This is a genomic window from Nonomuraea sp. NPDC052116 (assembly GCF_040680035.1).
In the GTDB taxonomy this organism is placed as follows: Bacteria; Actinomycetota; Actinomycetes; order Streptosporangiales; family Streptosporangiaceae; genus Nonomuraea; species Nonomuraea angiospora_A.
Genome location: NZ_JBFAWA010000050.1, coordinates 13,013 through 32,610 on the forward strand (window position 1 = coordinate 13,013; position 19,598 = coordinate 32,610).

General features: G+C 70.7%; 13 protein-coding genes and 1 pseudogene. 8 read left to right on the forward strand and 6 right to left on the reverse strand.

Annotated features, from left to right (window positions below; translation table 11 throughout):
- Positions 1–171 precede the first annotated feature (171 nt).
- Positions 172–3,531: a BTAD domain-containing putative transcriptional regulator gene (locus tag AB0L65_RS55905; protein WP_364264674.1), complete on the reverse strand. Its 3,360-nt coding sequence runs from the start codon at positions 3,529–3,531 to the stop codon at positions 172–174.
- A gap of 133 nt (positions 3,532–3,664) precedes the next feature.
- Here AB0L65_RS55905 and AB0L65_RS55910 point away from each other — a divergent pair, with 133 nt between their 5' ends.
- Positions 3,665–4,861 (forward strand): SGNH/GDSL hydrolase family protein, encoded by a 1,197-nt coding sequence (locus AB0L65_RS55910; protein ID WP_364264676.1) that lies wholly within the window; start codon positions 3,665–3,667, stop codon positions 4,859–4,861.
- 116 nt (positions 4,862–4,977) lie between these two features.
- On the opposite strand, the gene AB0L65_RS55915 is transcribed toward AB0L65_RS55910, so the two are convergent.
- Complete coding sequence (locus AB0L65_RS55915; protein WP_364264678.1) at positions 4,978–5,814, reverse strand: alpha/beta hydrolase; 837 nt, start codon at positions 5,812–5,814, stop codon at positions 4,978–4,980.
- A 158-nt stretch (positions 5,815–5,972) separates the two neighbouring features.
- Complete coding sequence (locus tag AB0L65_RS55920) at positions 5,973–9,098, reverse strand: amidohydrolase family protein (RefSeq protein ID WP_364264680.1); 3,126 nt, start codon at positions 9,096–9,098, stop codon at positions 5,973–5,975.
- Positions 9,099–9,737: 639 nt separating this feature from the next.
- Here AB0L65_RS55920 and AB0L65_RS55925 point away from each other — a divergent pair.
- A pseudogene (locus tag AB0L65_RS55925) lies at positions 9,738–9,848 on the forward strand (IS481 family transposase); the annotation flags it as partial.
- Between the two features lie 111 nt (positions 9,849–9,959).
- The gene (locus tag AB0L65_RS55930; protein WP_364264802.1) at positions 9,960–10,118 is read left to right on the forward strand and encodes a hypothetical protein; all 159 of its coding nucleotides are present in this window, start codon (positions 9,960–9,962) and stop codon (positions 10,116–10,118) included.
- Positions 10,119–10,514: 396 nt separating this feature from the next.
- Here AB0L65_RS55930 and AB0L65_RS55935 read toward each other — a convergent pair whose 3' ends face one another.
- Entirely contained in the window at positions 10,515–11,441 is a 927-nt protein-coding gene (locus AB0L65_RS55935; RefSeq protein ID WP_364264682.1) for a phosphotransferase, read from the reverse strand.
- Between the two features lie 185 nt (positions 11,442–11,626).
- On the reverse strand, positions 11,627–13,732 hold the full coding sequence (locus tag AB0L65_RS55940) for a prolyl oligopeptidase family serine peptidase (RefSeq protein ID WP_364264684.1): 2,106 nt from the start codon (positions 13,730–13,732) through the stop codon (positions 11,627–11,629).
- A gap of 529 nt (positions 13,733–14,261) precedes the next feature.
- On the opposite strand from AB0L65_RS55940, the gene AB0L65_RS55945 reads away from it, so the two are divergent.
- The 3 genes from AB0L65_RS55945 to AB0L65_RS55955 all read left to right on the forward strand — a co-directional run bounded on the left by AB0L65_RS55945 (position 14,262) and on the right by AB0L65_RS55955 (position 17,603).
- Positions 14,262–15,275: a zinc-binding dehydrogenase gene (locus AB0L65_RS55945; RefSeq protein ID WP_364264686.1), complete on the forward strand. Its 1,014-nt coding sequence runs from the start codon at positions 14,262–14,264 to the stop codon at positions 15,273–15,275.
- 198 nt (positions 15,276–15,473) lie between these two features.
- Positions 15,474–16,322 (forward strand): NAD-dependent epimerase/dehydratase family protein, encoded by an 849-nt coding sequence (locus tag AB0L65_RS55950; RefSeq protein WP_364264688.1) that lies wholly within the window; start codon positions 15,474–15,476, stop codon positions 16,320–16,322.
- A 66-nt stretch (positions 16,323–16,388) separates the two neighbouring features.
- The gene (locus AB0L65_RS55955; protein ID WP_364264690.1) at positions 16,389–17,603 is read left to right on the forward strand and encodes a tyrosine-type recombinase/integrase; all 1,215 of its coding nucleotides are present in this window, start codon (positions 16,389–16,391) and stop codon (positions 17,601–17,603) included.
- A 306-nt stretch (positions 17,604–17,909) separates the two neighbouring features.
- Here AB0L65_RS55955 and AB0L65_RS55960 read toward each other — a convergent pair whose 3' ends face one another.
- Positions 17,910–18,236: a dihydrofolate reductase family protein gene (locus AB0L65_RS55960; RefSeq protein WP_364264692.1), complete on the reverse strand. Its 327-nt coding sequence runs from the start codon at positions 18,234–18,236 to the stop codon at positions 17,910–17,912.
- An 83-nt stretch (positions 18,237–18,319) separates the two neighbouring features.
- Between AB0L65_RS55960 and AB0L65_RS55965 the strand changes: the two genes are divergently transcribed.
- Together AB0L65_RS55965 and AB0L65_RS55970 are read left to right on the forward strand one after the other, a co-directional pair.
- Complete coding sequence (locus tag AB0L65_RS55965) at positions 18,320–18,535, forward strand: hypothetical protein (RefSeq protein ID WP_364264694.1); 216 nt, start codon at positions 18,320–18,322, stop codon at positions 18,533–18,535.
- 123 nt (positions 18,536–18,658) lie between these two features.
- Positions 18,659–19,528, forward strand: coding sequence for a LysR family transcriptional regulator (locus AB0L65_RS55970; protein WP_364264696.1), 870 nt, complete (start codon positions 18,659–18,661; stop codon positions 19,526–19,528).
- Positions 19,529–19,598: the final 70 nt, after the last annotated feature.

Below are 19,598 nucleotides of genomic sequence, written 5' to 3' on the forward strand. Positions count from 1 at the left end.
TCCACCACCGACTACCGCGACCTGTGCCATACCTACCTTTGCTGGGAGAATCATCGGCTTGCCGACCACAGTGGCCGGAGCGCGGTCCTGCTTCTCGTGTGTTGGCAGATGCGTCTGTTCAGGTAGTGCCGATGCTAAATCGGGCTGTTCAAAATTGCTAGACATGCGCGCTCATACTGGAAGGTCCCGAAGATTCCCATGCGCCGCCTCGCCGTCAGGGTCGGCCGCGGTCACGGCCGTCTTCGCGTCCAGCTCCCAGCCTTTCGCGTACGCCGCGGCGAACTCTTCTCCGCCCAGCGCGGCCCGACCTCGGCGGGTGAGCTCGCGGACCTGCGGATCGGTGTGGTCGTGCGCGCCCCGCAGCCGGGCGGCGACCCCGAGCAGCACGGCCGACTCGTGCTGCCGCCCGCGCGTCCCGGCGAGCGCGGCCGTGTTCACCGTCACCTGCGACAGGATCGGCAGCTCCCGGGTTGCCAGCGCGGCCGCGTACGCCTCCCGCAGCGCCTTGTCCGCGCCGGGCAGGTCGCCCAGCGCCAGGCAGAGCGCGGCCCGTGCGGTGCCGACCAGCGTCCGGGCGTGGTGCGCGGGGAACGCGGTGCCGCCGAGCAGACCCCGTTCGGCGTCGTCGAGCAGGTCGCCCGCCCTGTCCAGGTCGCCGAGCCGCACCCGCAAGCCGGCCTCCCGCGCGTCGACCAGGACCAGCATCTCCGCCGAGGACGCGTGCAGCGCACGCTCCCGGGCGGAGTCGATCATCGCCATCGCCCGGTCGGTGTCGCCGCGCCGCAGGTGCACGTCGATCCAGCGCAGGTCGCTGTAGAGCTGGTCGCCGAGGCTGAGCGAGCCGAACTCGCCCGCCAGCGTCCGGGCCTCGCGCAGGTCGGCCAGCGCGCCGTCGAGGTCGTCGTACCGTCGCAGCTGGGCGCGCATCGGCAGCGTGGCGGCCTGGCCCCAGCGGTCGCCGGCCTGCCGGAAACAGGTCAGGGCCGCCTTCACGTGGACACGCTTCCGGTCGAGCGCGCCCGCGTTCTCGGCGATCTCGGCCTGGAACATGTGGGCCAGCCCGGACAGCCACACGTCGTCGCCGTCGGCCAGGCGCTGGAAGATCGCGAGCGCGGCCTGCTCGTCCTGCAGGAAGAGCAGGATCGGGCCGAACACGCGGTGGTGGCTCGGCAGCTCCGGATGCGCGAGCAGCCGGTCGGCCAGCTCGCGCATCTCCGCCCGGTCGTCCGCGGCTTCCCCGGCGGTGATCCCCGACAGGATGTCCGCCCGGTTGAGCAGGTAGACGGCTCGGGCGCAGTCGCGCTCGGGCGTCGGCCCGCCGCCGGGCACCGCCAGGGCCTCGCCCAGCCAGTAGGCGGCGTCGAGGTGGCGGCCGGACATCTGCCAGTACCAGGTCAGGGTCAGGGCGAGGGCGGTCGCGCCGGGGGAGTCGTGGGTGGCGCACAGGTGACGCAGGGCGGCGAGCGTGTTGTCGTACTCGGCGCCGATGACCTTCATGGCTGTCAGCTGGCCGGGCCCGCGCAGCTGAGGGTCGTGGCGGGCCATCAGCTCGGTGAAGTGGGCGGCGGCCAGGTCACGGGCCGGCCCGAGATCGCCGGTGTCGGTCAAGCGGTCGGCGCCGTACTCGCGGATGGTTTCGAGCATGCGGTAGCGGCCGGTGCCGGGCGCGAGGTGCAGCAGCGACCGGTCGACGAGGGCGGCGAGCAGTTCGGGGATTTCGGCGGCGGGTACGGCGCTGCCGGCGCAGACGGCGGTGGCCGAGGCGGGTGTGACGCCGCCGGCCAGGATGGAGATCCGTTCCGCGACGGTGCGTTCGTGCTCGTTGAGCAGCTCCCAGCTCCAGGCGATGACCGCGCGCAGGGTGCGATGCCGGGGCGGTGCGGTGCGGCTGCCGGTGGTGAGCAGCCGGAACCGGTCGGAGAGCCCGTCGGCCAGGTCGGGCAGGGACAGCGTCCGCAACCGGGCGGCGGCCAGCTCGAGGGCCAGCGGCATGCCGTCCAGGCCGTGCACCACGCGCATGATGTCGGGCAGCGTGGTCTCGTCGATGTCGAAGCCGGGTCGCACGGCGGCGGCCCGCTCGGTGAACAGGCGCACCGAGGCCGCCCTTCGGGCCTGTTCGACGCTGTCGTCCGGGTCGGGGAGCGCGAGCGGGGCCAGCGGCACGAGCGCCTCGCCGTCGACCGCGAGGGGTTCGCGGCTGGTGGCGAGCACGCGCAGCCCGGGGCAGCGGGGGAGTAGCGCCGCGACCAGGTGAGCCACGGCGTCGATCAGGTGCTCGCAGTTGTCGACCAGCAGCAGGCTCTCCCGGCCGCCGAGCTCGCCGACGAGGACGTCCAGCTCGTTGCCCTCGACTCGCTTGCGGGCGTCGAGCATCGCGCCGCCGCGCAGCCCGGTCCCGGCGAGCACGGCCGTGGCGATCTTCGCTGGTTCGGTGACGGACGCGAGGTCGATGAGCCAGGCGCCGTCGCGGTATTCGTGGCGGTGGCGGCGGGCGGCCTCCAGCGCGAGCCGGGTCTTCCCGGCGCCGCCGGGGCCGAGGACGGTGACCAGGCGTCCGGTGGTGAGCAGGGCGGCGATGCGGGCGAGGTCGTCGTCGCGGCCGATGAAGCTGGTCAGCGGCGCGGGCAGGTTGGCCGGCCGGATCGGGTCGGGTTCGACGGCCGCCTGCGGCCCGGTTACAACTGCGGGGCTCCCGCCTTCGGCGTTCGCGCCCGCGGGGCTCCTGGCCGGAGCGCCTCCAGCCGAGGCTTCTGGCGCCAGGATGGGCCGGTCGGGGCGCAGCAGGCGCAGATGGCGTTCCCGCAGAGCGGTGCCCGGGTCGGCGCCGAGGACGTCGGCCAGGGTCTGGCGGACCCGTTCGTAGACGGCCAGCGCCTCGGCCTGACGTCCCTGGGCGGCGAGCGCGTCCATCAGCAGCGCGGCCGCCCGCTCGTGGACCGTGTGCTCGGCCAGCAACCCGGTCAGCCGGGCAGCGGCCACCTCGGCCCGCCCCAGCGACAACTCGGCGTCGGCGAGGTCGGCGACCGCCTCGATCGACACATGTGCCAGCCGTGTTGCGACCGTGGGCGCGACCGCGGCGATGACCGCGGGTTCGGCGCCAGGATGGTCGCCCCACAACGCCACGGCCTCGGCGAGCGCGGCGCCCGCGGCCTCCGCGTCACCTGCCCGCAGCCTCTCCCGGCCGGCAGCGGCGAGCTGTTCGAAGCGCAGCGCGTCCACGTCGGCCGCGTCCACCGCCAGCCGGTAGCCGCCCGCGACCTGCACGACCACGCCACGGGCCGCGTCGGCCGGGGTGAGGGCGCGGCGCAGCCGGGAGACGAGGGTCTGCAGGGCGGGGGAGGGGCCGGACGGCGGCTCCTCGGCCCAGATCGCGTCGACCAGCACGCCCGGCTCGACCCTGCGGCCGCCGGCGAGCGCCAGCCGTACGAGCAGGCCCTGCAACCGCGCGCCCGGAACGGGCAGGACGGTGTCACCGCGAGACACCTGAAACGCGCCGAGCAGCGTGACGCGAAGCCGTACAACCCCGTCCATTCCCCAATCTTCCCGCGCTCCCCCGCAAGACCCCAAAGCAGGGCAGCCGTGTGAGCGCCGTGTTTGTCCCGTGTCAGAGACCCGCCTCAGTCTTCGCATGCCGTACCACCATCACGACCAACGGAGGCAACAGATGACCATGACGAACGACGCCGGCAGCTGGGTCCGGAGCTGGGGCGCCTCGCCCCAGGCGGCCCACGACGGGCTCGGCTCGCTCGACGACCACCCGCCCCTCGCCGACGTGACCCTGCGCCAGGTGGTGCGCATCAGCGGCGGCGGGCGCCGGGTGCGCATCCGCTTCACCAACGAGTTCGGGACCGCGCCCTTCACCATCGGCGCGGCACAGGTGGGCCTCGCGGCGCCCGGCGGCGGGGTGCGGCCGGGCAGCGAGCGCGTGCTGACCTTCTCCGGCGCGTCGGCCGTCACCGTCCCGGCGGGGGCGCCGATCCTCAGCGATCCGGTCGATCTGCCCCTGCCCGCCCTCGCCAAGCTGTCCATCAGCCTCTACCTGCCGGGGCGCCTGGAGACCTGCACCTGCCACGACCCCGCTCTGGAGACCGGCTGGACGATCCCGGGCGACGCCGTCGCCACCCCCACCCTGCCGGAGAACGCCGGGGTTCTGCCGGTGCGGGCCCTGATCTCCGCCGTCGAGCTGCTTCCCGACGCCCCGGCCAAGGCCATCGTCGTGATGGGCGACTCCCGCACCGACGGCGCCGGCTCGACCCCGGACACCAACCACAGCTGGCCGGAGCTGCTGGCCGAGCGTCTCGCCGAGCGGGGCATGGCCGCCGGCTACGTCTCCAACCAGGGCATCAGCGGCAACCGGATGCTCAACGACGGCATCGGCGTCGCCGCCCTGGCCCGCTTCGACCGTGACGTGCTGGCGACGCCCGGTCTCGGCTACGTGGTGCTCTCCGTGGGCGGCAACGACATCGGCATCTCCTTCGCCCCGCAGGACGGTCCGCTGGCGGATTTCCTGAAGATGTTCCCTGGCGCGCCGGTGACGACGGACGACGTCATCGCGGGCTACCGGCAGCTGATCGCCCGGGCGCACGAACGCGGCGTGAAGGTCTACGCCACCACGATCCCGCCCTACGAGGGCGCGGAGATCTACACACCGGAGGGGGAGAGCGCGCGCCAGACGGTCAACGCATGGATCCGCACCGGCGGAGCCTTCGACGCTGTGCTGGACTTCGACGCCGTCTGGCACGACCCGGAGCGCCCCAGCCGGATCAGGGCGGACTTCCACGCCGGCGACCATCTGCACGGCAATGATGCGGGCTACCGGGCCCTGGCCGACTCCATAGACCTGTCGCTGTTCAGTCGCTGACCACGATCCGGTTCCGCGCGGTCGAGGCCGGCACACCGGTGCCGGTCCTCGACGGTGGACGCGACAATCGTGCTTCGGCCCTCGCCCGAGGAGAGAGGCGGTTCGTGTCCGAGATATCAGCTCTGCCGGGGAAGCCACTCCAGGCCCACTTCGGCGTGGTTGACAATGGTGAAGTGGCTGTCGCCCGCGCAGAGCCGCAGCTCGGCGGTCGGGCAATGGGCCGCCAGCCACGACCCGTGAGTAGCGGGGATGATCCGGTCCGCGGTGCCGTGCAGGAGCAGGACGGGGGCGCTGATGGTGCCGGGATCGCAGCCCCAGGCAAGGGTGTAGGAGACGTCGTCGTCGATCTGGCCGTACGGGCCGGCGGCGAGAGCCGGTTCGCCGACCTTTCCCAGCCACCCCCACGGCCCTTCGAACAAGGCCAGATCGGCCGCGGTGAACTCGCAATCGTAGGCGAAGCCCGACGCCTGCAGCGCCGCCCTCGCCTCGCGGCCCGCCGCCGCCGTCCCCAGCGCGGCCACGCCGGACGGGACCATCCCGGCGAACCAGTCCAGTCCGGCCGCGCCGTACGGGGCGATGCCGGCCAGACTCAGCACCCCCTGGACACGATCACCCAGAACCGCCGCGCATCCCAGAGCATAAGACCCGCCGCCGGAGTACCCCGCGACGGCGAACCGATCGATGCCGAGCGCGTCCGCGACGGTTGCCGCGTCGGCGGCGACCGACGCGATGGTGCGCCCCGGTGCGACGCTGGAGCCACCGTAGCCCGGCCGGTCGAACGACACCCAGCGCAACCCCAGCCTGTCGGCCGCGGCGAAGAGCGGCTCCGGAGGCGCCCCTACGTTGGGCGTACCATGATGCCACAGAACAGGCAGCCGCCCGCTCCCCTTCGAAGCGGTGTCGTAGACGTGCAACGTGCGGCCCGCACCTACCTGGACGTCCAGCTCGATCATCTCATCCTCCTGTCCGCGGTCAACGCTCGCCGCCCTCTGTAGTACAGCAGGACACCCAGGATGATCGGATTGGCCATCAGGTTCGCGCGCAACAAGGTACCGCTGGTGCGAAGCACGCGCGTGTCGACCTCGTCGAGCTGTCACACGAGAACTCGTGCTCAGTGGTCGTGGCAGCAGGCAGTTCGGGCTCCCTCGAGCTGGGCGGGGTCGTTCCACCAGTGGCTCGCCGTGCTCTGGTGGACGGGGACGCGGTCCTTGACCTTGCCGGCAGGCGCGGAGGCCGCGGGTGTCGCCTGGCCGGTGGCGGTGGAGGACGGGTAAGGCGCGAGGAGCTGCTCGACGGTGTGGTGTCTCCCGCCGACGACGACGGCGGTGACGTTGGCGGCGTCCTCGATGCGCGACAGCGGGTCGCCGTCGATGATGGCCAGGTCGGCGTACATGCCCTTGGCGATCCTGCCCAGCGGGAGGCCGAGGTAGGTCCCGGACGTGCTGGTCGCGGCGGTGAGCGTCTCGCGGGGGGTCAGGCCGTACTTGACCATGGCGCGCAGGTTCATGTGCAGGCTGATCCCGAGGTGATCGATCGGCGCGTCGGTGCCGGCGGTGACCACGCCGCCGCCGCGGATCATCGCCGTGAGCTGCGCGACCTGGTTGGCCAGGTTCGTCCGGACCACCTGGACCGCCGCCGGGTCGGCGGTCTGCGCCGTGGTGACCGTCGCCCGGAGCTGCGCCATCCGCCAGTTCGGGTAGAGCCGGCGGACTCGTTCGTCGGTGACCAGCGAGGTGTCCTCCCTGTAGAGGGTCGAGGAGTTGAACAGCGTGGGGGTTCTGGCCATCTTCGAGGCGTTGAACATGGAGATGACGTCCGAGTAGGCGGAGCCGACGTTCGTGACGGTGCGTGAGTAGCCGAACCGGTTGGTGGCGCCGACGTGCTCGGTCTGGTCGCCGCCCATGGCGATCGCCGGATAGTGGTAATGCGAGCTGACCGGCTTGCCCTGGCGGTGGGCCCAGTCGATGACCTCCCTGTGCCAGGCGACCGGCAACCGTACGTAGCACTTCATCATGTCGTAGTCGAGGGCGGCGGCCCGCCGCAGTTCGAGCCGCAGCTGGTCGTGGGAGTACGTCGGGCGCATGAAGTTGTAGTAGATGCGCGCCCCGTCGATGGCCTCGCCGGTGCCGAGGTAGCGCGGTGCGAGCCGGGCGCCGGACTGCACCGACTCGCGCTCCTCGACCATGTGGTACGCAGGCGAGCCAGGGGAGCGCGTCGTGGTGACGCCCAGGGCGAGCCACAGCGGACCCTGCCGCGATCCGTACGCGTAGCCCTGCATTTCACGGTGGTGGTGGATGTCGATCAGGCCGGGCATGACGAACCTGTCCCGGGCGTCGATCCGGGTGCCGGGCCTTCCGTCTCGGTGCGGCTCGACCGCGGTGATGCGCTGGCCTCGTACGATGATGTCGACGTCGCGGACGACGCTGTCGGAGACGCCGTCCCACATGCGGCCGGCGTGAATGACGACCTGATCGGGGCCGGTGTCGTTGCGCCAGGTCAGCCGCATCGGAATCGACCGGGCGGGCTTGCCGTCGAGGCGCACGCTCTTGAGACGTCCCTCGTTCAGGTAGAGGAGGGTGGCCGAGTCGCCTGCCCAGACGGGGGCGTCGGTGACCTCCCGGGTGACCTGACGGGCGCTGCCGGTGGGCCGTCCGGTCTTGTCGACGGGCAGGACCCACAGGAGCGATTCCATGGCGAAGGCGAGCATGGTGCCGTCAGGGGACCAGACGGGGCCGTCGTCACCACGCGTCTGCAGGGATCGGTGCGGCGCGGGGTCGATGTACGTGCCGGCACCCGTGGCCCGGTCGACGAGCAGGATTTTGGACAGTCCCTCGCGGTAGCGTCGTGAGTACGGCACCACCGCGGCCAGCGCAAGGGTTCTGCCGTCGGGCGACCAGGTCGGGCGGCCGGGTTCGAAGGTGGCGTCGAAGACCTTCTGGATGTCGCCGGTGGCGACTTCCACGACCCACAGGGCGCCGTCCTGGTCCAGGTAGGCGATCTCCCTCCCGTCGGGTGACCACCGGACCGACAGGGCGGCGGAGTCGGTCAGCTGGGTCACCTGCCGGTCGGCGCCGGTGCTCAGGTCGCGGACCCAGATATTGAGGGTGCCGGTACGGTCGGTGACGAACGCCAGTTGCCGCCCGTCCGGGGAGAAATCCGGGTCGGCTTTCCACCAGCGGTCACGGAAAAGCGGTTCCGGCGTGCCGCCGTTGCGCATCAGATAGATGTCGTTGAGCGCTCGGAAGGCGACGGCGGACCCGTCCGGGGACACGGCCGGGCTGCCGATTCCGACGACGGGGAACGACCCGGGCTCGTCGAATACGCGGACCTTCTTCTTGTACTTCGGAGTCGTCGTCGTCAGCGCGGCGGTGAAGCCGATGGTGCCGACGGACGCGGAGTTGAGGCGGCGGACCTTGATGGCGCCCGCGGAGGTGTAGTAATAGCGTCCGTCCGGGGCGAACCGGGCACGGAACGGGAACACCTCCTCGCCGGTGACGAGGGCTCCCGTGGTGCCGGCCAGATCATTGGCGCCCGAGTGGAAGAGGTGATAGGCGAGGTCGGTGCCGTTCGGCAGCCAGGACGGCTGGTGAATGACCTGGCCTGTGGGCACCGTGACCGCGGTGCTGCGCGTGCCGGTGGCGACCTCGATGACGTCGATCCTGGTGTCGGCCACGACGAACGCGACCTTGCTCCCGTCGGGTGACCAGGCCGGCTCGTACTCCTCGGCGGAGCCGTCGGTCAGGACGCGGCTCGCCCCGGTGGCGACGTCGAGCAGGTGGATCCCGTAGCTGCCCCCCGCATCGGAGGAGTAGGCGATGGTGCGCCCGTCCGGGCTGTAGCGGGGCTCTCGATGATCGAACGGGCCGGTGGTCAACTGCGTGATCGCGGAACCGTCGGGCCGGATCGTCCACAGGTTGAAGACACCGTCGCGGTACGACTGGAACACGATGGTGGATCCGTCCGGGGACCAGTCGGGCTGGGCGATGTCGTACAGATCGCTGGTGAGCCTGCGGGCGGTGCCCCCGGAGGCGGAGCAGACCCACAGCACCCCGAGCAGGTCGAGGGCGAGCAGGCGGCCGTCGGGCGAGGGCGCGACGCCGAAGTCGGTGCCGGAGGCGACGGATGTCTTACCGGCGTCCCCCGCTACGCCGGCCCTCGCCGGTGGGGCCGGGGCGAGCACGGCGGCGAGGACGGCACCGCCACCCGCCAGGACGGCCCGGCGGGACGGGCGTGACATCGATCCGGAGGTGGAGGTGCTGGGGGGAACCGGCGAGTGAGACATCGGGGCTTTTCACTCCACTATTTACGCACTGGTCAGATAGTCATCGAGCTGACGCCCTTCTTCGGAGAAGGCGTCAGTGGACGGCTGAACGTGATGACGCGCTATTCATGGTCCGAGGCGAAATGCGATATCCGCCTGGGGTTCATCCGGTTGATCATCGCCACAACCGCCTGCCGACGACTCATCGAGCAGAGGCGGGCTGATGTGCTCATTGAGGGCGGTGGGGCCTGCTTGACTAAAGTATGTGCATAGGAATGTACATACGTCGGTCAACAGAATTGGTCAAGAGGGGCCGGTGGGACGGGATCGCGTCGTGGGTCTGCGTCGGACCGGATAGCCGGGCGCGAACTCGATCGGGGCTGCGCGTCTTGGATCGACGACCGCCACTGCAGCGCCTCGGCGGCTCCGCGAGCACGACGTCCGCCGACCGGTCGAGCGGCGTCTCCATCGCGATGCGCGCGATCATCTCCGCGAGCCACGGGGCCGGCCGGATGTGGGCGGCCGTACCCGAACGTCATGTGCGCGTGGTTGCCCACGGAACCGCTGCGGAAGTCAGTCGCGAGCGGGCATTCGCTCCAGACGACCACTGCCACGGCCTACACCCGCACCTACGCCTCCGAAGCCGAACACCGCGCCGCGCCTGCGCCATGGCTGCACCTGTACAACCATCACGGCGGACACACCGCGCTGAAAGGTCAACCACCCGGCGGCGGCTCCCTCCGACCTCACGGAGGTCGAGAGCACCACACACACCATGGGGCTGCGCTTCGGAAGGTGCGGTCGTGCGCTCAGCACCATGGAAGTTCGGGAGTCGCTGTGAACAGCCGCGAATGGCAGATCATCGTACTGCTGGCGATCGGCGGGGGCAGCGCGTACATAGTGCTGCAACATCCGGAGGCCGCGACGCCGCTGGTAACTGGCATCGGCGTGGTCACCGTGCTCCTGGCCCTTCTTGACCGCGGCCAGCAGCGATGACCCGGTTGGCGCTGGGATTGATCACGGCTCGGTCCGCATGGCTGCGCAGGCAGAGAGGAGAGACGGTGCTCGACGACGCCCTGGCCACGTCCCAGGCGGCGGCGTACCTACGCCGCCGCGATGTGGGGACGCGGTCAAGGCCCACCAAGCCTGGTGAGGGAAGCCCCGCCACGCGCAACCCCTACAACGGCGTGGCCGCGCTGCGCGACTTCACCCACGAGCTCCACGCCACGGCTTGGACTCTGTCCCGTTCCCGGAACGGCGTACTCCCAGGGCAGCGCTGTGGGGCAACCATGGGTGCCAATCCGACCCCACGCTGGGCACGGTCATCCACAGCCGAACCCTCGGCGTCCGGCCCTTCGTCTGACCTGCGGTTGCCGATGGACGCGGCCCCTTTCAGCCGTATTCCGGTGGGACCCGTATGTGGGCTGGCAACGCACGCATGCCCGCGTAGGCCTCCGCGAGCCCTTCCTCGTTGGCGGCCGGTCCGCCGGAGCCCCTGAGCACCCCGCGCGCGATGCGGTCGGTGAAGTAGAGGGCGTTGGCCATCCACCGCACCCGCACGAACAGATCCAGATGCTCCAGGTCGCGGGCGATGGACGGATCCACGGTGCGGTAACCGCCGAGGAGGTGGCGCAGGGCCTGCGGTGTGTCACGGGTCAGCACGGCCGCGCACGCCAGGTCGTACAGGAGGGGTGCCTGGAGGACCGCACCCCAATCGATCAGACCGTCCAGGTCGGGTGAGTGCTCACTCAGCCGGAAGCTGTCCGGGCCGGGGTCGCCGTGCACGACGCCGGCGCGCAGCAGCGGCGCGGCCTCCCGTGCCTCCTGCATCACCTCCGTCACCGCCCGCCGCAGGTGCTCGGGCATGTCCAGGTCCCGCAGACACGCCCTCACCCACGGCCATGGCCATCTGTGCTGCTCGCCGAGGTCATCGGCGTCGTCGCCGAGCACGCGGTGCGCCCTGGCCAGGAGGGCGCCCATCCGGCGCAGGTCTTGCGGCGAAGCGGTGTCGGGGGTGCGGCCGGGAACGTACTCCAGCAGCGCCAGCACCCCCTCCTCCAACTCCGCGACCAGCCTGCCGCCGACCAGCGGCACGGGGGCACCGCTGGTCAGGCCACGGCTCTGGGCGCGGGCGGCCACGCGCAGGCCGCTGAGGTACGCGGCGGCGGAGTCGGTGTCGGCCAGCTTGGCGACGTACCGGTCGCCGGTGCGGGAGCTGACGAGCCAGGTGATGGAGTTCCAGCCGCCGTGGAGCGGCTCGGCGTGTTCGAGAGGCAGGTCCCAGGCGGCCAGTGCGGACAGCAGCCGGTCGTGACGCATGACGGTTTCCTGTCGGCGGAGGTGCGGAGGCCATGAACTCCGGGTCGGGGGCGGGCACGAGGTACTCAGCGGCGGCACGGCGGCACCATGCGGTCACTTCGGGGGCGTCACCCGCAGGCCGGGATCGAGCGGCCCGCCGGACGACAGCGACGCGCCATGACGAAGGGCCCGCTGCTCAGTCGTACTCATCGTGACGCCTCGAAAGCGTGCAACAGGAAGGCCAGCACATCAGCGAGCAGGGCATGTTCCTGCTCTCGGGTCGAGCCGGCGCCGTGACCGCCGTGCTCCTCAACACGCAGCAGTACCGGCCGGCCGGAGGCGCTGGCCGCCTGCAGGCGGGCGGCCAGCTTCGCCGGCTGCCACGGCGGCACCCGCGCGTCGCGCCGTCCGGTGGTCAGCAGCACCGCCGGGTACGGCACGCTGTCCTCGACCCGCAGGTAGGCATCGGCGATCAGCAGACCGCGCAGGCCATCCTCAGTGGTGACGCTGCCGAACTCCGGCACGTTGATCGGCCCGTTCTCGCTGAACTCGGTCCGTGTGGCGTTGACCGTCGGCACCTGCATCGCCATGGCAGCCCACAGCTCCGGCCGGCGCACCAGCGCGCCGCCGGTGGGGATGCCGCCGGCGCTGACGCCCTCGCCCGCCAGCCGTCCCTGCCGGGTGTAGCCCAGGGCGATGAGGTGCTCGGCGCAGTCGATGAAGTCCGTGATGGTGGCCTCCTTGCGCAGGCCACGCCCGGCCTCGTGCCACTCCCGGCCATAGGCGCCGCCACCGCGCAGGTGCGCCACGGCGTAGACGCCGCCGCGCTCGTACCAGGCGAGCATCTCGGGACGGAACTCAGGCAGCTCGGACATGCCATGGGAGCCATAGCCGGTGAGCAGGACCGGGTTGTCGCCGTCCAGCTCCAGGTCCTTGTGGTGGATGACGGTGAGCGGGATCTGTGTTCCGTCCCTCGCGGGCACATGCAGGGTGCGGGCGTGCACGTCGCCGAAGTCGACCGGTGAGCGGGGCGCCAGCCCGGTGTCCTCGAGGGTTTCGCCGTCGTAGCGGTAGAGCCGCGGCGCGTCTGTCCAACCGGCCGCCAGCAGCAGGGCCTCGGGCCGTTCCGGGTGGGTGGTCAACTCCCAGATGGCGCCCTCTACCGGCAGCGGGAGGTCGGCGGGCTCGCCGCCTGACAGGGGCGCATGCCGTACCCGATGGACGCCACCGTCGAGATCGCGCACCAGCAGCCGGTCGCCGACGACCCGCACCGCCTCCACCACGCGCTCACCCGCGGGCACGACCACCCGGGCTTGAGACAGATCCGGTACGGCAAACGGAACGGCCAGCACGCGGGAGCGGGGCGCGTCCCGATGGGAGACCAGATAGAGGGTGTCGTGGCTGGTGGCGAAGGCGGTCACACCGTCCGCCACGCCCGCTACCTTCCGCCACGGGCAGGTGGCCGGATCGGCGAGCGCGGCTCGTGGCGCCACATACAGCGAGCAATCGCTCAACTGCTCGCTGGTCCAGGGGCCGAGTGCGCCGCGGGAGACGATCGCCAGCATCCACTCACCGCGCGGCGGCACCACAAGGAAGGGCCGATCCTGCGGGGTCAGCTCGACGTGGGGGTTGAGCCCACGCGCCAGCACCACCTCATCCCGCGCCGGGTCGGTGCCCAGCCGGTGCAGGAAGGAACGGCTGTCCAGGCGGCGCTCCTCCGGCGGAGCGCCCGCCGGAGGAGCCACAAAGCGGTGGAAGACGAACGACCGGCCGTCCTCCAGCCAGCTCAGGAAGGCAAAGCGCGTCGTGGGCGGGATCGTCTCCAGGATGGCACCGGAGCCGACGTCAATGACCTGGATCGTGCTCTCCTCCGACCCGGACGGGAAGACGGCGCAGGCGATGTGGCGGCCGTCGGGGGAGGGCACGTACCAGGCGATGGCGTGGTGCGCCTCGCCGGGCACGGTGTCCGGGTCGAACAGGACCCTGCTCGCTCCCTCGGGCTCACGCACCATCAGCACGAGTACGCTGGCGCCCGGTTCGCGCGCCAGGTAGAAGATCCTGTCACCCGCCGGCGTAAAGTCCGAGTACTGCGGGAGCGCGCCGCCCAGCTCGCGGATCCGGGTCAGCAGCTCCTCCCGGCGGGGCAGAGCGTCCAGCTGCTCGCGGGCATGGCCGGCCTGGCCGTCGAGCCAGCGGTGGAACTCCTCCCCGTCCGCCTCCATCCACCGGTAGGGATCGTCGAGCGTGATGCCGTGGTGAACGTCGCGCACCACGTCCACTCGGGCGATCGGGGGGCCGCTGATGTCGCTCATCCGCATGATCATAGGCGACGCTCGCGAAGCCGGGTGAGCTGGTGACGGTGACCGAGATCGCCGCCGTGCCGTCGCGCTCGGCTATGCCAGTCGATGACGCGGCAGCGGGTCATGCAGCCGGCCACATCCGACCCGGCCTGGCCTGTGCCGCAGGTCGAGTGGCAGCAGGTGGGCCGTTACCGGCTGATCCCTTTGGGACGACTGCCTGAAGAGCTATTTCACGGCGCGCGATTGCCCTGCTACCTGGGTCAACTCCGCTCGGGTGTACTTGGTGACAGCTTCCTTAACGACAGGCCGAATTGCACGTTGTGGAAGTTGGTGGAGTGTCGATCCGCAGCCTTGGGGGTGATGGTGGGCTGAGGCGGTCTTGAACAGGTGTTCGGCGCGGGTGAGGGGTAGGCACCAGTCATCCGGTCCAGGTGGAAGCCGGGAGAAGTCGGATTCAGCTTCTCGCCCACCAGGCCAGGAGCGGTGATCGGGCCGCTGAGTCGCGGCCCGGCCGTCATGCTAGGACGAGGAGTAACGGGGCATGGCACGTAAAGTGATCTACAGGCAGTCCGGAAACCCCGCCGAGGTTCTGTCCGTCGTGGAGGTCGACGCCCCTGGACCGCCTGGAGCGGGCCAGGTACTGGTGCGGGTGCACGCCTTCCCGATCCATATCGGCGACCTCCTCCCGATCCAGGGCCCTTACCTTTCGCAGACCGAGTACCTCACTCCTGGCCTCGAGGCCACCGGCGTCGTCGAGGCGGTTGGGCCCGACACTCCCGTAGCTGCCGGGGTCACCACCGGAGCGCGCGTGTCGTTCTTCCCGCACCCCGGCGCATGGAGCGAATTCGTCCTCGTCCCGGCGGAGTTCGTCGTCCCGGTGAGTGACGATGTTCCCGACAGCATCGCCGCTCAGATGCTGATCAATCCCATCACCGTGATCATGTTGCGGCGCGAGCTCCAAAAGCACGCCGCGGTCGGCTTCAACGGCGTCTTCCTGCAGACCGCCGCCGGCTCCAACGTCGGCCGTCTGCTGTCGGCCGTCGCTCAGTTCCACGCGATCCAGCACATCAACATCGTCCGCAGCGACTCGGGCGCCCAGACGCTGCGCGAGCGTTACCCGGCCGTTCCCGTGGTCTCCACCGCTCGGCCCACGTGGAAGGAAGAGATCCGCGAGCACATCGGGGAACGGCCTGTACCTGCCGCGGTCGACCCCGTGGGCGGCGCGCTGGCCGGAGACCTGCTGCGGTTGCTCTCGCCCGGCGGCACCGTGATCATCTACGGCGTCCTGGCCAAGGAGCCCATCCCCGTCCACGCCGGAGACCTCCTTGGCACGAGCCTCGGGCTGCGGGGCCTGATCGTCACCCGCTGGGCGGAAATCGTCCCCGCCGAGCAGCGCGCCCACGACATGGCCACCGCCGCCCAGCTCATCGCCCGTGGGGCGGCCGAGGCGTTCGACGTGGCAGCCCAGTACGGCATCGACGAGATCACGCAGGCCGTCGAGCACGCGGTCCGACCGGGAAAGACGACCGGCATGGTTCTCGTCACCATCCCCTGACCCCTGCCGCACCTCCCGGGCGCATCCAGTACCAGAGGGCTGCAGGCCCGCACCACGTGGACCTGCTGCGCCCGCTGGAAGCGTTGAGTTGAGTCGGCCGAGTAGCGCCATCCGAAACAGCGCAGGTCACAACTGGCGCGAGGTTTCAAGCAGGTGGGCCGGTCGTACATCAGTTGAAGCTTCGAAAAGGGAGCCAGCGTGAACGTTTTGATCACTGGTGGTACCGGATATATCGGTTCCTCCGTCCTTCAGGTCCTTCGCTCGCGTGGACACCGGGTTCGTGCGGTCGTCCGCAGCGGCGAGTCGGCGAAGACGGCGATCGATGCCGGCGCCGAGGCGGTCGTCGGTGACATGGCCGATGTGGCGTGGCTGACCGGGCAAGTGCGCGGCGTGGACAGCGTGATCCACCTCGCCACGCTCGGCCCCGAAGGTGACGATTCCGTGATCACCGCTGTCCTGGCGGCATTCGAGGGCACCGACAAGCCGTTCGTCTACACCGGTGGGATCTGGACCTGGGGCGACAACCCAGACATCAGGGAGGAGACCGATCAAAGGTCTATCGCTCTCACCGCGTGGCGCGTTGAGCGGCAGCGCCGGGTTCTCGAGTCGGGTCTCAAGGCCTCGGTGGTCTCGCCGTCGGTGGTGTACGGTCACGGCAAGGGCATTCCGGCCGAGATGTTCACTCACGGACCTCGGACCGAGGATGGAGCGTTGCGGCTCATCGGCTCTGGAGAACAGCACTGGTCCACGGTCCACGTGGACGACCTTGCCGAGCTCTACGTCGACGTGCTCGAACGCGCTCCCGGTGGGGAGCTCTACATCGCGACCTCGGGCGTCAACCCCACTGTGCGGGAGATGGCACAGGCGGCGGTCGGCCCCGAGGGCACCCTGGCGCCGGAGTCCGCCGACGAGACCCGCGCGCGACTGGGCGAACTGCTCGCCGACGCACTCCTGCTCGATCAGCAGGCGCAGGGTACGCGGGCCATGCAGCAGTTCGGGTGGAGCCCGAGCCGGCCCACCGTGCTCGAGGAACTGGCCGCAAACTGAACACGCCCGAGATGGCACGACCCTTTGCCTCGTACATCCGCGCGGTCTGGCCGGGACCGCCCCGCAGTGTCCCCTGGGCAGAGTCCCCGCTCGCAGCGAAGCTTCGAGCCTGGGCCAGCACGGCTGGCCCAGCTCGGCCGCGCCCACCCGCTCGCCCGCCATCTCGGTGACTTCCTCACCGACCTGGCCAACGCCGGCGCCTCCACCCACACCCGGCGCGCCTACCGCGGCGACCTGATCGCCTTCGCCGCCCACCACGGCGAAGAACTCTGCAAGCTGACTGCCGCTCCGGTTCGCGCGTTCCTGGCCGAGGTCGCCGACCTGTCGCCGGCCAGTCGTAAGCGCAAGCGCGCCGCCGTCGCCTCGTTCGCCAAGTGGGCTGTCCGGCACGACCTGCTGCAGGCCAACCCGATGGACCGGATCGACACCGTCAAGGTGCCCAAGAACCTGCCGCGCCCGGCCGCGGCCGCTGACGTGGCCAAGGTGCTGGCGGTGATCTGCTCGCGGCGGCCACGCAAGGAGGCGCCGCTGGACCGGCTCCGGGATCGGGTGCTGTTCGAGACCGCCTACGTGTGCGGCGCCCGCGCCTCGGAGGTCTGCGGCCTGTACGTGGAGGACCTCGACCTGCGCCTGGACGACGAACACGTCCGCCTCCACGGCAAGGGCGGCAGCGTACATACCGTCCTGCTGGACGACCGTGGCTATGTCACCCTGCTCAAGCTCTACCTCGCCCACGCTGGTTACACCGCCGGGCCATTGTTCCGCGCCTCCATCAACGGCCGCGGCGGTCCGCTGTCCTACGACGCCGCCCACCACCGCTGGCAGAGCTACTGCGCGCAGGCCAGGGTCGAGGTCGACATCCACCAGCTGCGGCATGCCCACGCTACCGAGCTCATCAACGCCGGCGTCTCGATCGAGGCCGTGCGCCGCCGCCTCGGCCACGCTTCTGCCGAAACCACGCAGCTGTACGCGCTGCTGGACGACAAGGTCGCCGACGCCGAGATCCGCGCCGCACGCCGACGCCGGAATCGGGCAATGAGCCAAGGAAGCTTCGCGACCAGGAGCAGCCTCAGCTCACTGCAATCAAGATCCTTCTCAGCGCCAACGGCTGTCCGCCGGTTCCTCGACCCCGTAGGCCACTGGATGCGCCGTCATCCCGCCGGGATGCCCGAGCCTGACGCCGAGGTGGAGGAAGGCGGCGGCCGCCTGGTGCCCGCCTGGCTCCCCGGCCGAGACGCCGAGTGGCGGGCATGGCGAGCCTTGTTCCCTCGGTCGGCTTGAGGTAGCGGGTCTCGTGCTCGACCCCGGCGTAGATGCCGACGACACCCCACGTCTCGTGTGAGTGCACGTTGGTCCGCTGGCCCACGTCCCAGACCACGGACGCCATCGACCAGCTGTCGTCGGGGGCGATGTACATCGGGTACGTCAGGTGACGCGCGGCCGAGGCTCGCGTCAGCTCCGGCGGCAGCCGGTACCCCTCGGCCAGGAGCGCCGACATCAGCTCGCCGACCCGCGCCGTGATCTCGTGCTCGTCGCCGGTGCTGTCCACCACGAGTGCGACGTCGTCGATGAACGTCTGGAGGCGGTTCATGACACTCTCCGGTACTTGAGGTGGGTGACGCCGGGCGCCTCGACGGCCCGTACCTGCTCAAGCCGTACGTCCCCGAGATTCTCCAGGAGGCGGGAACCACCACCGAGCAGCACCGGGACGACGTGCAGTTCGAGCACGTCCAGCAGCCCCGCGGCCAGGTACTGCCGGACGACCTGGCCGCCGCCCCACACCATGACGTCCTTGCCGTCGGCGGCCTTCTTCGCCTGGTCGAGTGCCGACTCGATCCCGTCGGTGACGAAGTGGTAGGTGGTCCCGCCCTCCATCTCCACCGGGCCGCGCGGGTGATGGGTCACGACGAACACGTCGTAGTGGTACGGCGGGTTGTCGCCCCACCAGCCCTTCCACTGCTCGTCGACCCAGGGGCCGCCACCGATGGGGGCCGAACATGTTCCTGCCCATCACCGCGGCGCCGATGTTCTCGATCGACTGCTCGAACACCGGCGTGCTCGGGTTCACCTCGCCGCCCTCCTCGCCGTGGGCCCGGCGGAAGGCGGCCAGCGTGGCCACCCAGTCGTGCAGCCGCTCGCCGCCCTCGCCGAGCGGATTCTCCACGCTCTGGTTCGGGCCGGCGACGTACCCGTCCAGCGAGATCGAGATGTGACACCTCAGCTTGCTCATCTGTGTCTCCTCAGTCGGCTTGTCCGCGTTCACCAACGAGCATGGTGCGGCAAACAGATGACGTCTAATGGCAATATTTCGGGACATCCATCGATATTCTCGATACATGCTGAACCTGGTCCACCTCAGGGTTCTGGCCGCGGTGGCGCACCTCGGGTCCGTGACCGAAGCGGCGAAACACCTGCACTACTCGCAGTCGTCGGTGAGCCACCACCTGGCCCGCCTGGAAGCGGCCACCGGCGTCCGGCTCATCCAGCGCGTCGGCCGCGGCATCCGCCTGACCCCGGAAGGCCGCCTGCTGGCCGGCCGCGCCGCCGAGATCCTCGGCCGCGTCGACGCCGCGGCCAACGAACTGGCCGCCCAGGCCAGCCTCCAATCGGGCCGCGTCCGCCTGGCCGCCAACGCCTCGCCCCTGAGCACGATCGTCCCCAAGGCGGCCGTCGCCCTGGAACAGGCGTACCCGGGACTCGAACTCATCCTGATCGACCGCCACCCCGTCGAAGCCCTGCAGATGCTGCGCCAGGGCGAGATCGACGTCGCCCTGATCTTCCGCTACGACAACGCCCCGGTCGAGGAGGAGGACGAGGGCTTCCGCCTGGTCCACGTCGGCGACGACCCCACCTACCTCATCAGCCGCCAACCGGGCGACAGCCTCACCAACCACCGCGGCTCCCCCTGGATCGGCGGCTGTGAACGATGCCAGAACGAACTGATCAACATGTGCCGCCGCGAAGGCTTCACCCCGCGCATCGCCTCGCTCAGTGACGACATGGTCGTCGTCCAGGCCCTCGTCGCCGCCGGCAAAGGCGTCACCACCCTGCCGGGACTCGCCCTCCAGGCCCACCGCCGGCCCGACATCCACGCCACCGAGCTGACCGGCTTCACCCGCCGCCTCTACGCCGTCACCTACGGCGACCCACCCGACCCACCGGCCACCGTCGCCCTGATCCAGGCCATCCAGGACTCCACCCGGTAAGGGTTCGGGCGCCGACGTCGCGGTCAGCGCCAGGCAAGTGCTCGCCGTGCTGAACCGATCACGTTGTGGG

Bases quoted from the DNA above. Each gene is read 5' to 3' on its own strand.
- AB0L65_RS55915 (WP_364264678.1), bottom strand. From the start codon at position 5,814: ATGATCGAGCTGGACGTCCAGGTAGGTGCGGGCCGCACGTTGCACGTC.
- AB0L65_RS55940 (WP_364264684.1), bottom strand. From the start codon at position 13,732: ATGAGCGACATCAGCGGCCCCCCGATCGCCCGAGTGGACGTGGTGCGC.
- AB0L65_RS55965 (WP_364264694.1), top strand. From the start codon at position 18,320: ATGTTCCTGCCCATCACCGCGGCGCCGATGTTCTCGATCGACTGCTCG.
- AB0L65_RS55945 (WP_364264686.1), top strand. From the start codon at position 14,262: ATGGCACGTAAAGTGATCTACAGGCAGTCCGGAAACCCCGCCGAGGTT.
- AB0L65_RS55920 (WP_364264680.1), bottom strand. From the start codon at position 9,098: ATGTCACGCCCGTCCCGCCGGGCCGTCCTGGCGGGTGGCGGTGCCGTC.
- AB0L65_RS55910 (WP_364264676.1), top strand. From the start codon at position 3,665: ATGACCATGACGAACGACGCCGGCAGCTGGGTCCGGAGCTGGGGCGCC.
- AB0L65_RS55905 (WP_364264674.1), bottom strand. From the start codon at position 3,531: ATGGACGGGGTTGTACGGCTTCGCGTCACGCTGCTCGGCGCGTTTCAG.
- AB0L65_RS55935 (WP_364264682.1), bottom strand. From the start codon at position 11,441: ATGCGTCACGACCGGCTGCTGTCCGCACTGGCCGCCTGGGACCTGCCT.
- AB0L65_RS55970 (WP_364264696.1), top strand. From the start codon at position 18,659: ATGCTGAACCTGGTCCACCTCAGGGTTCTGGCCGCGGTGGCGCACCTC.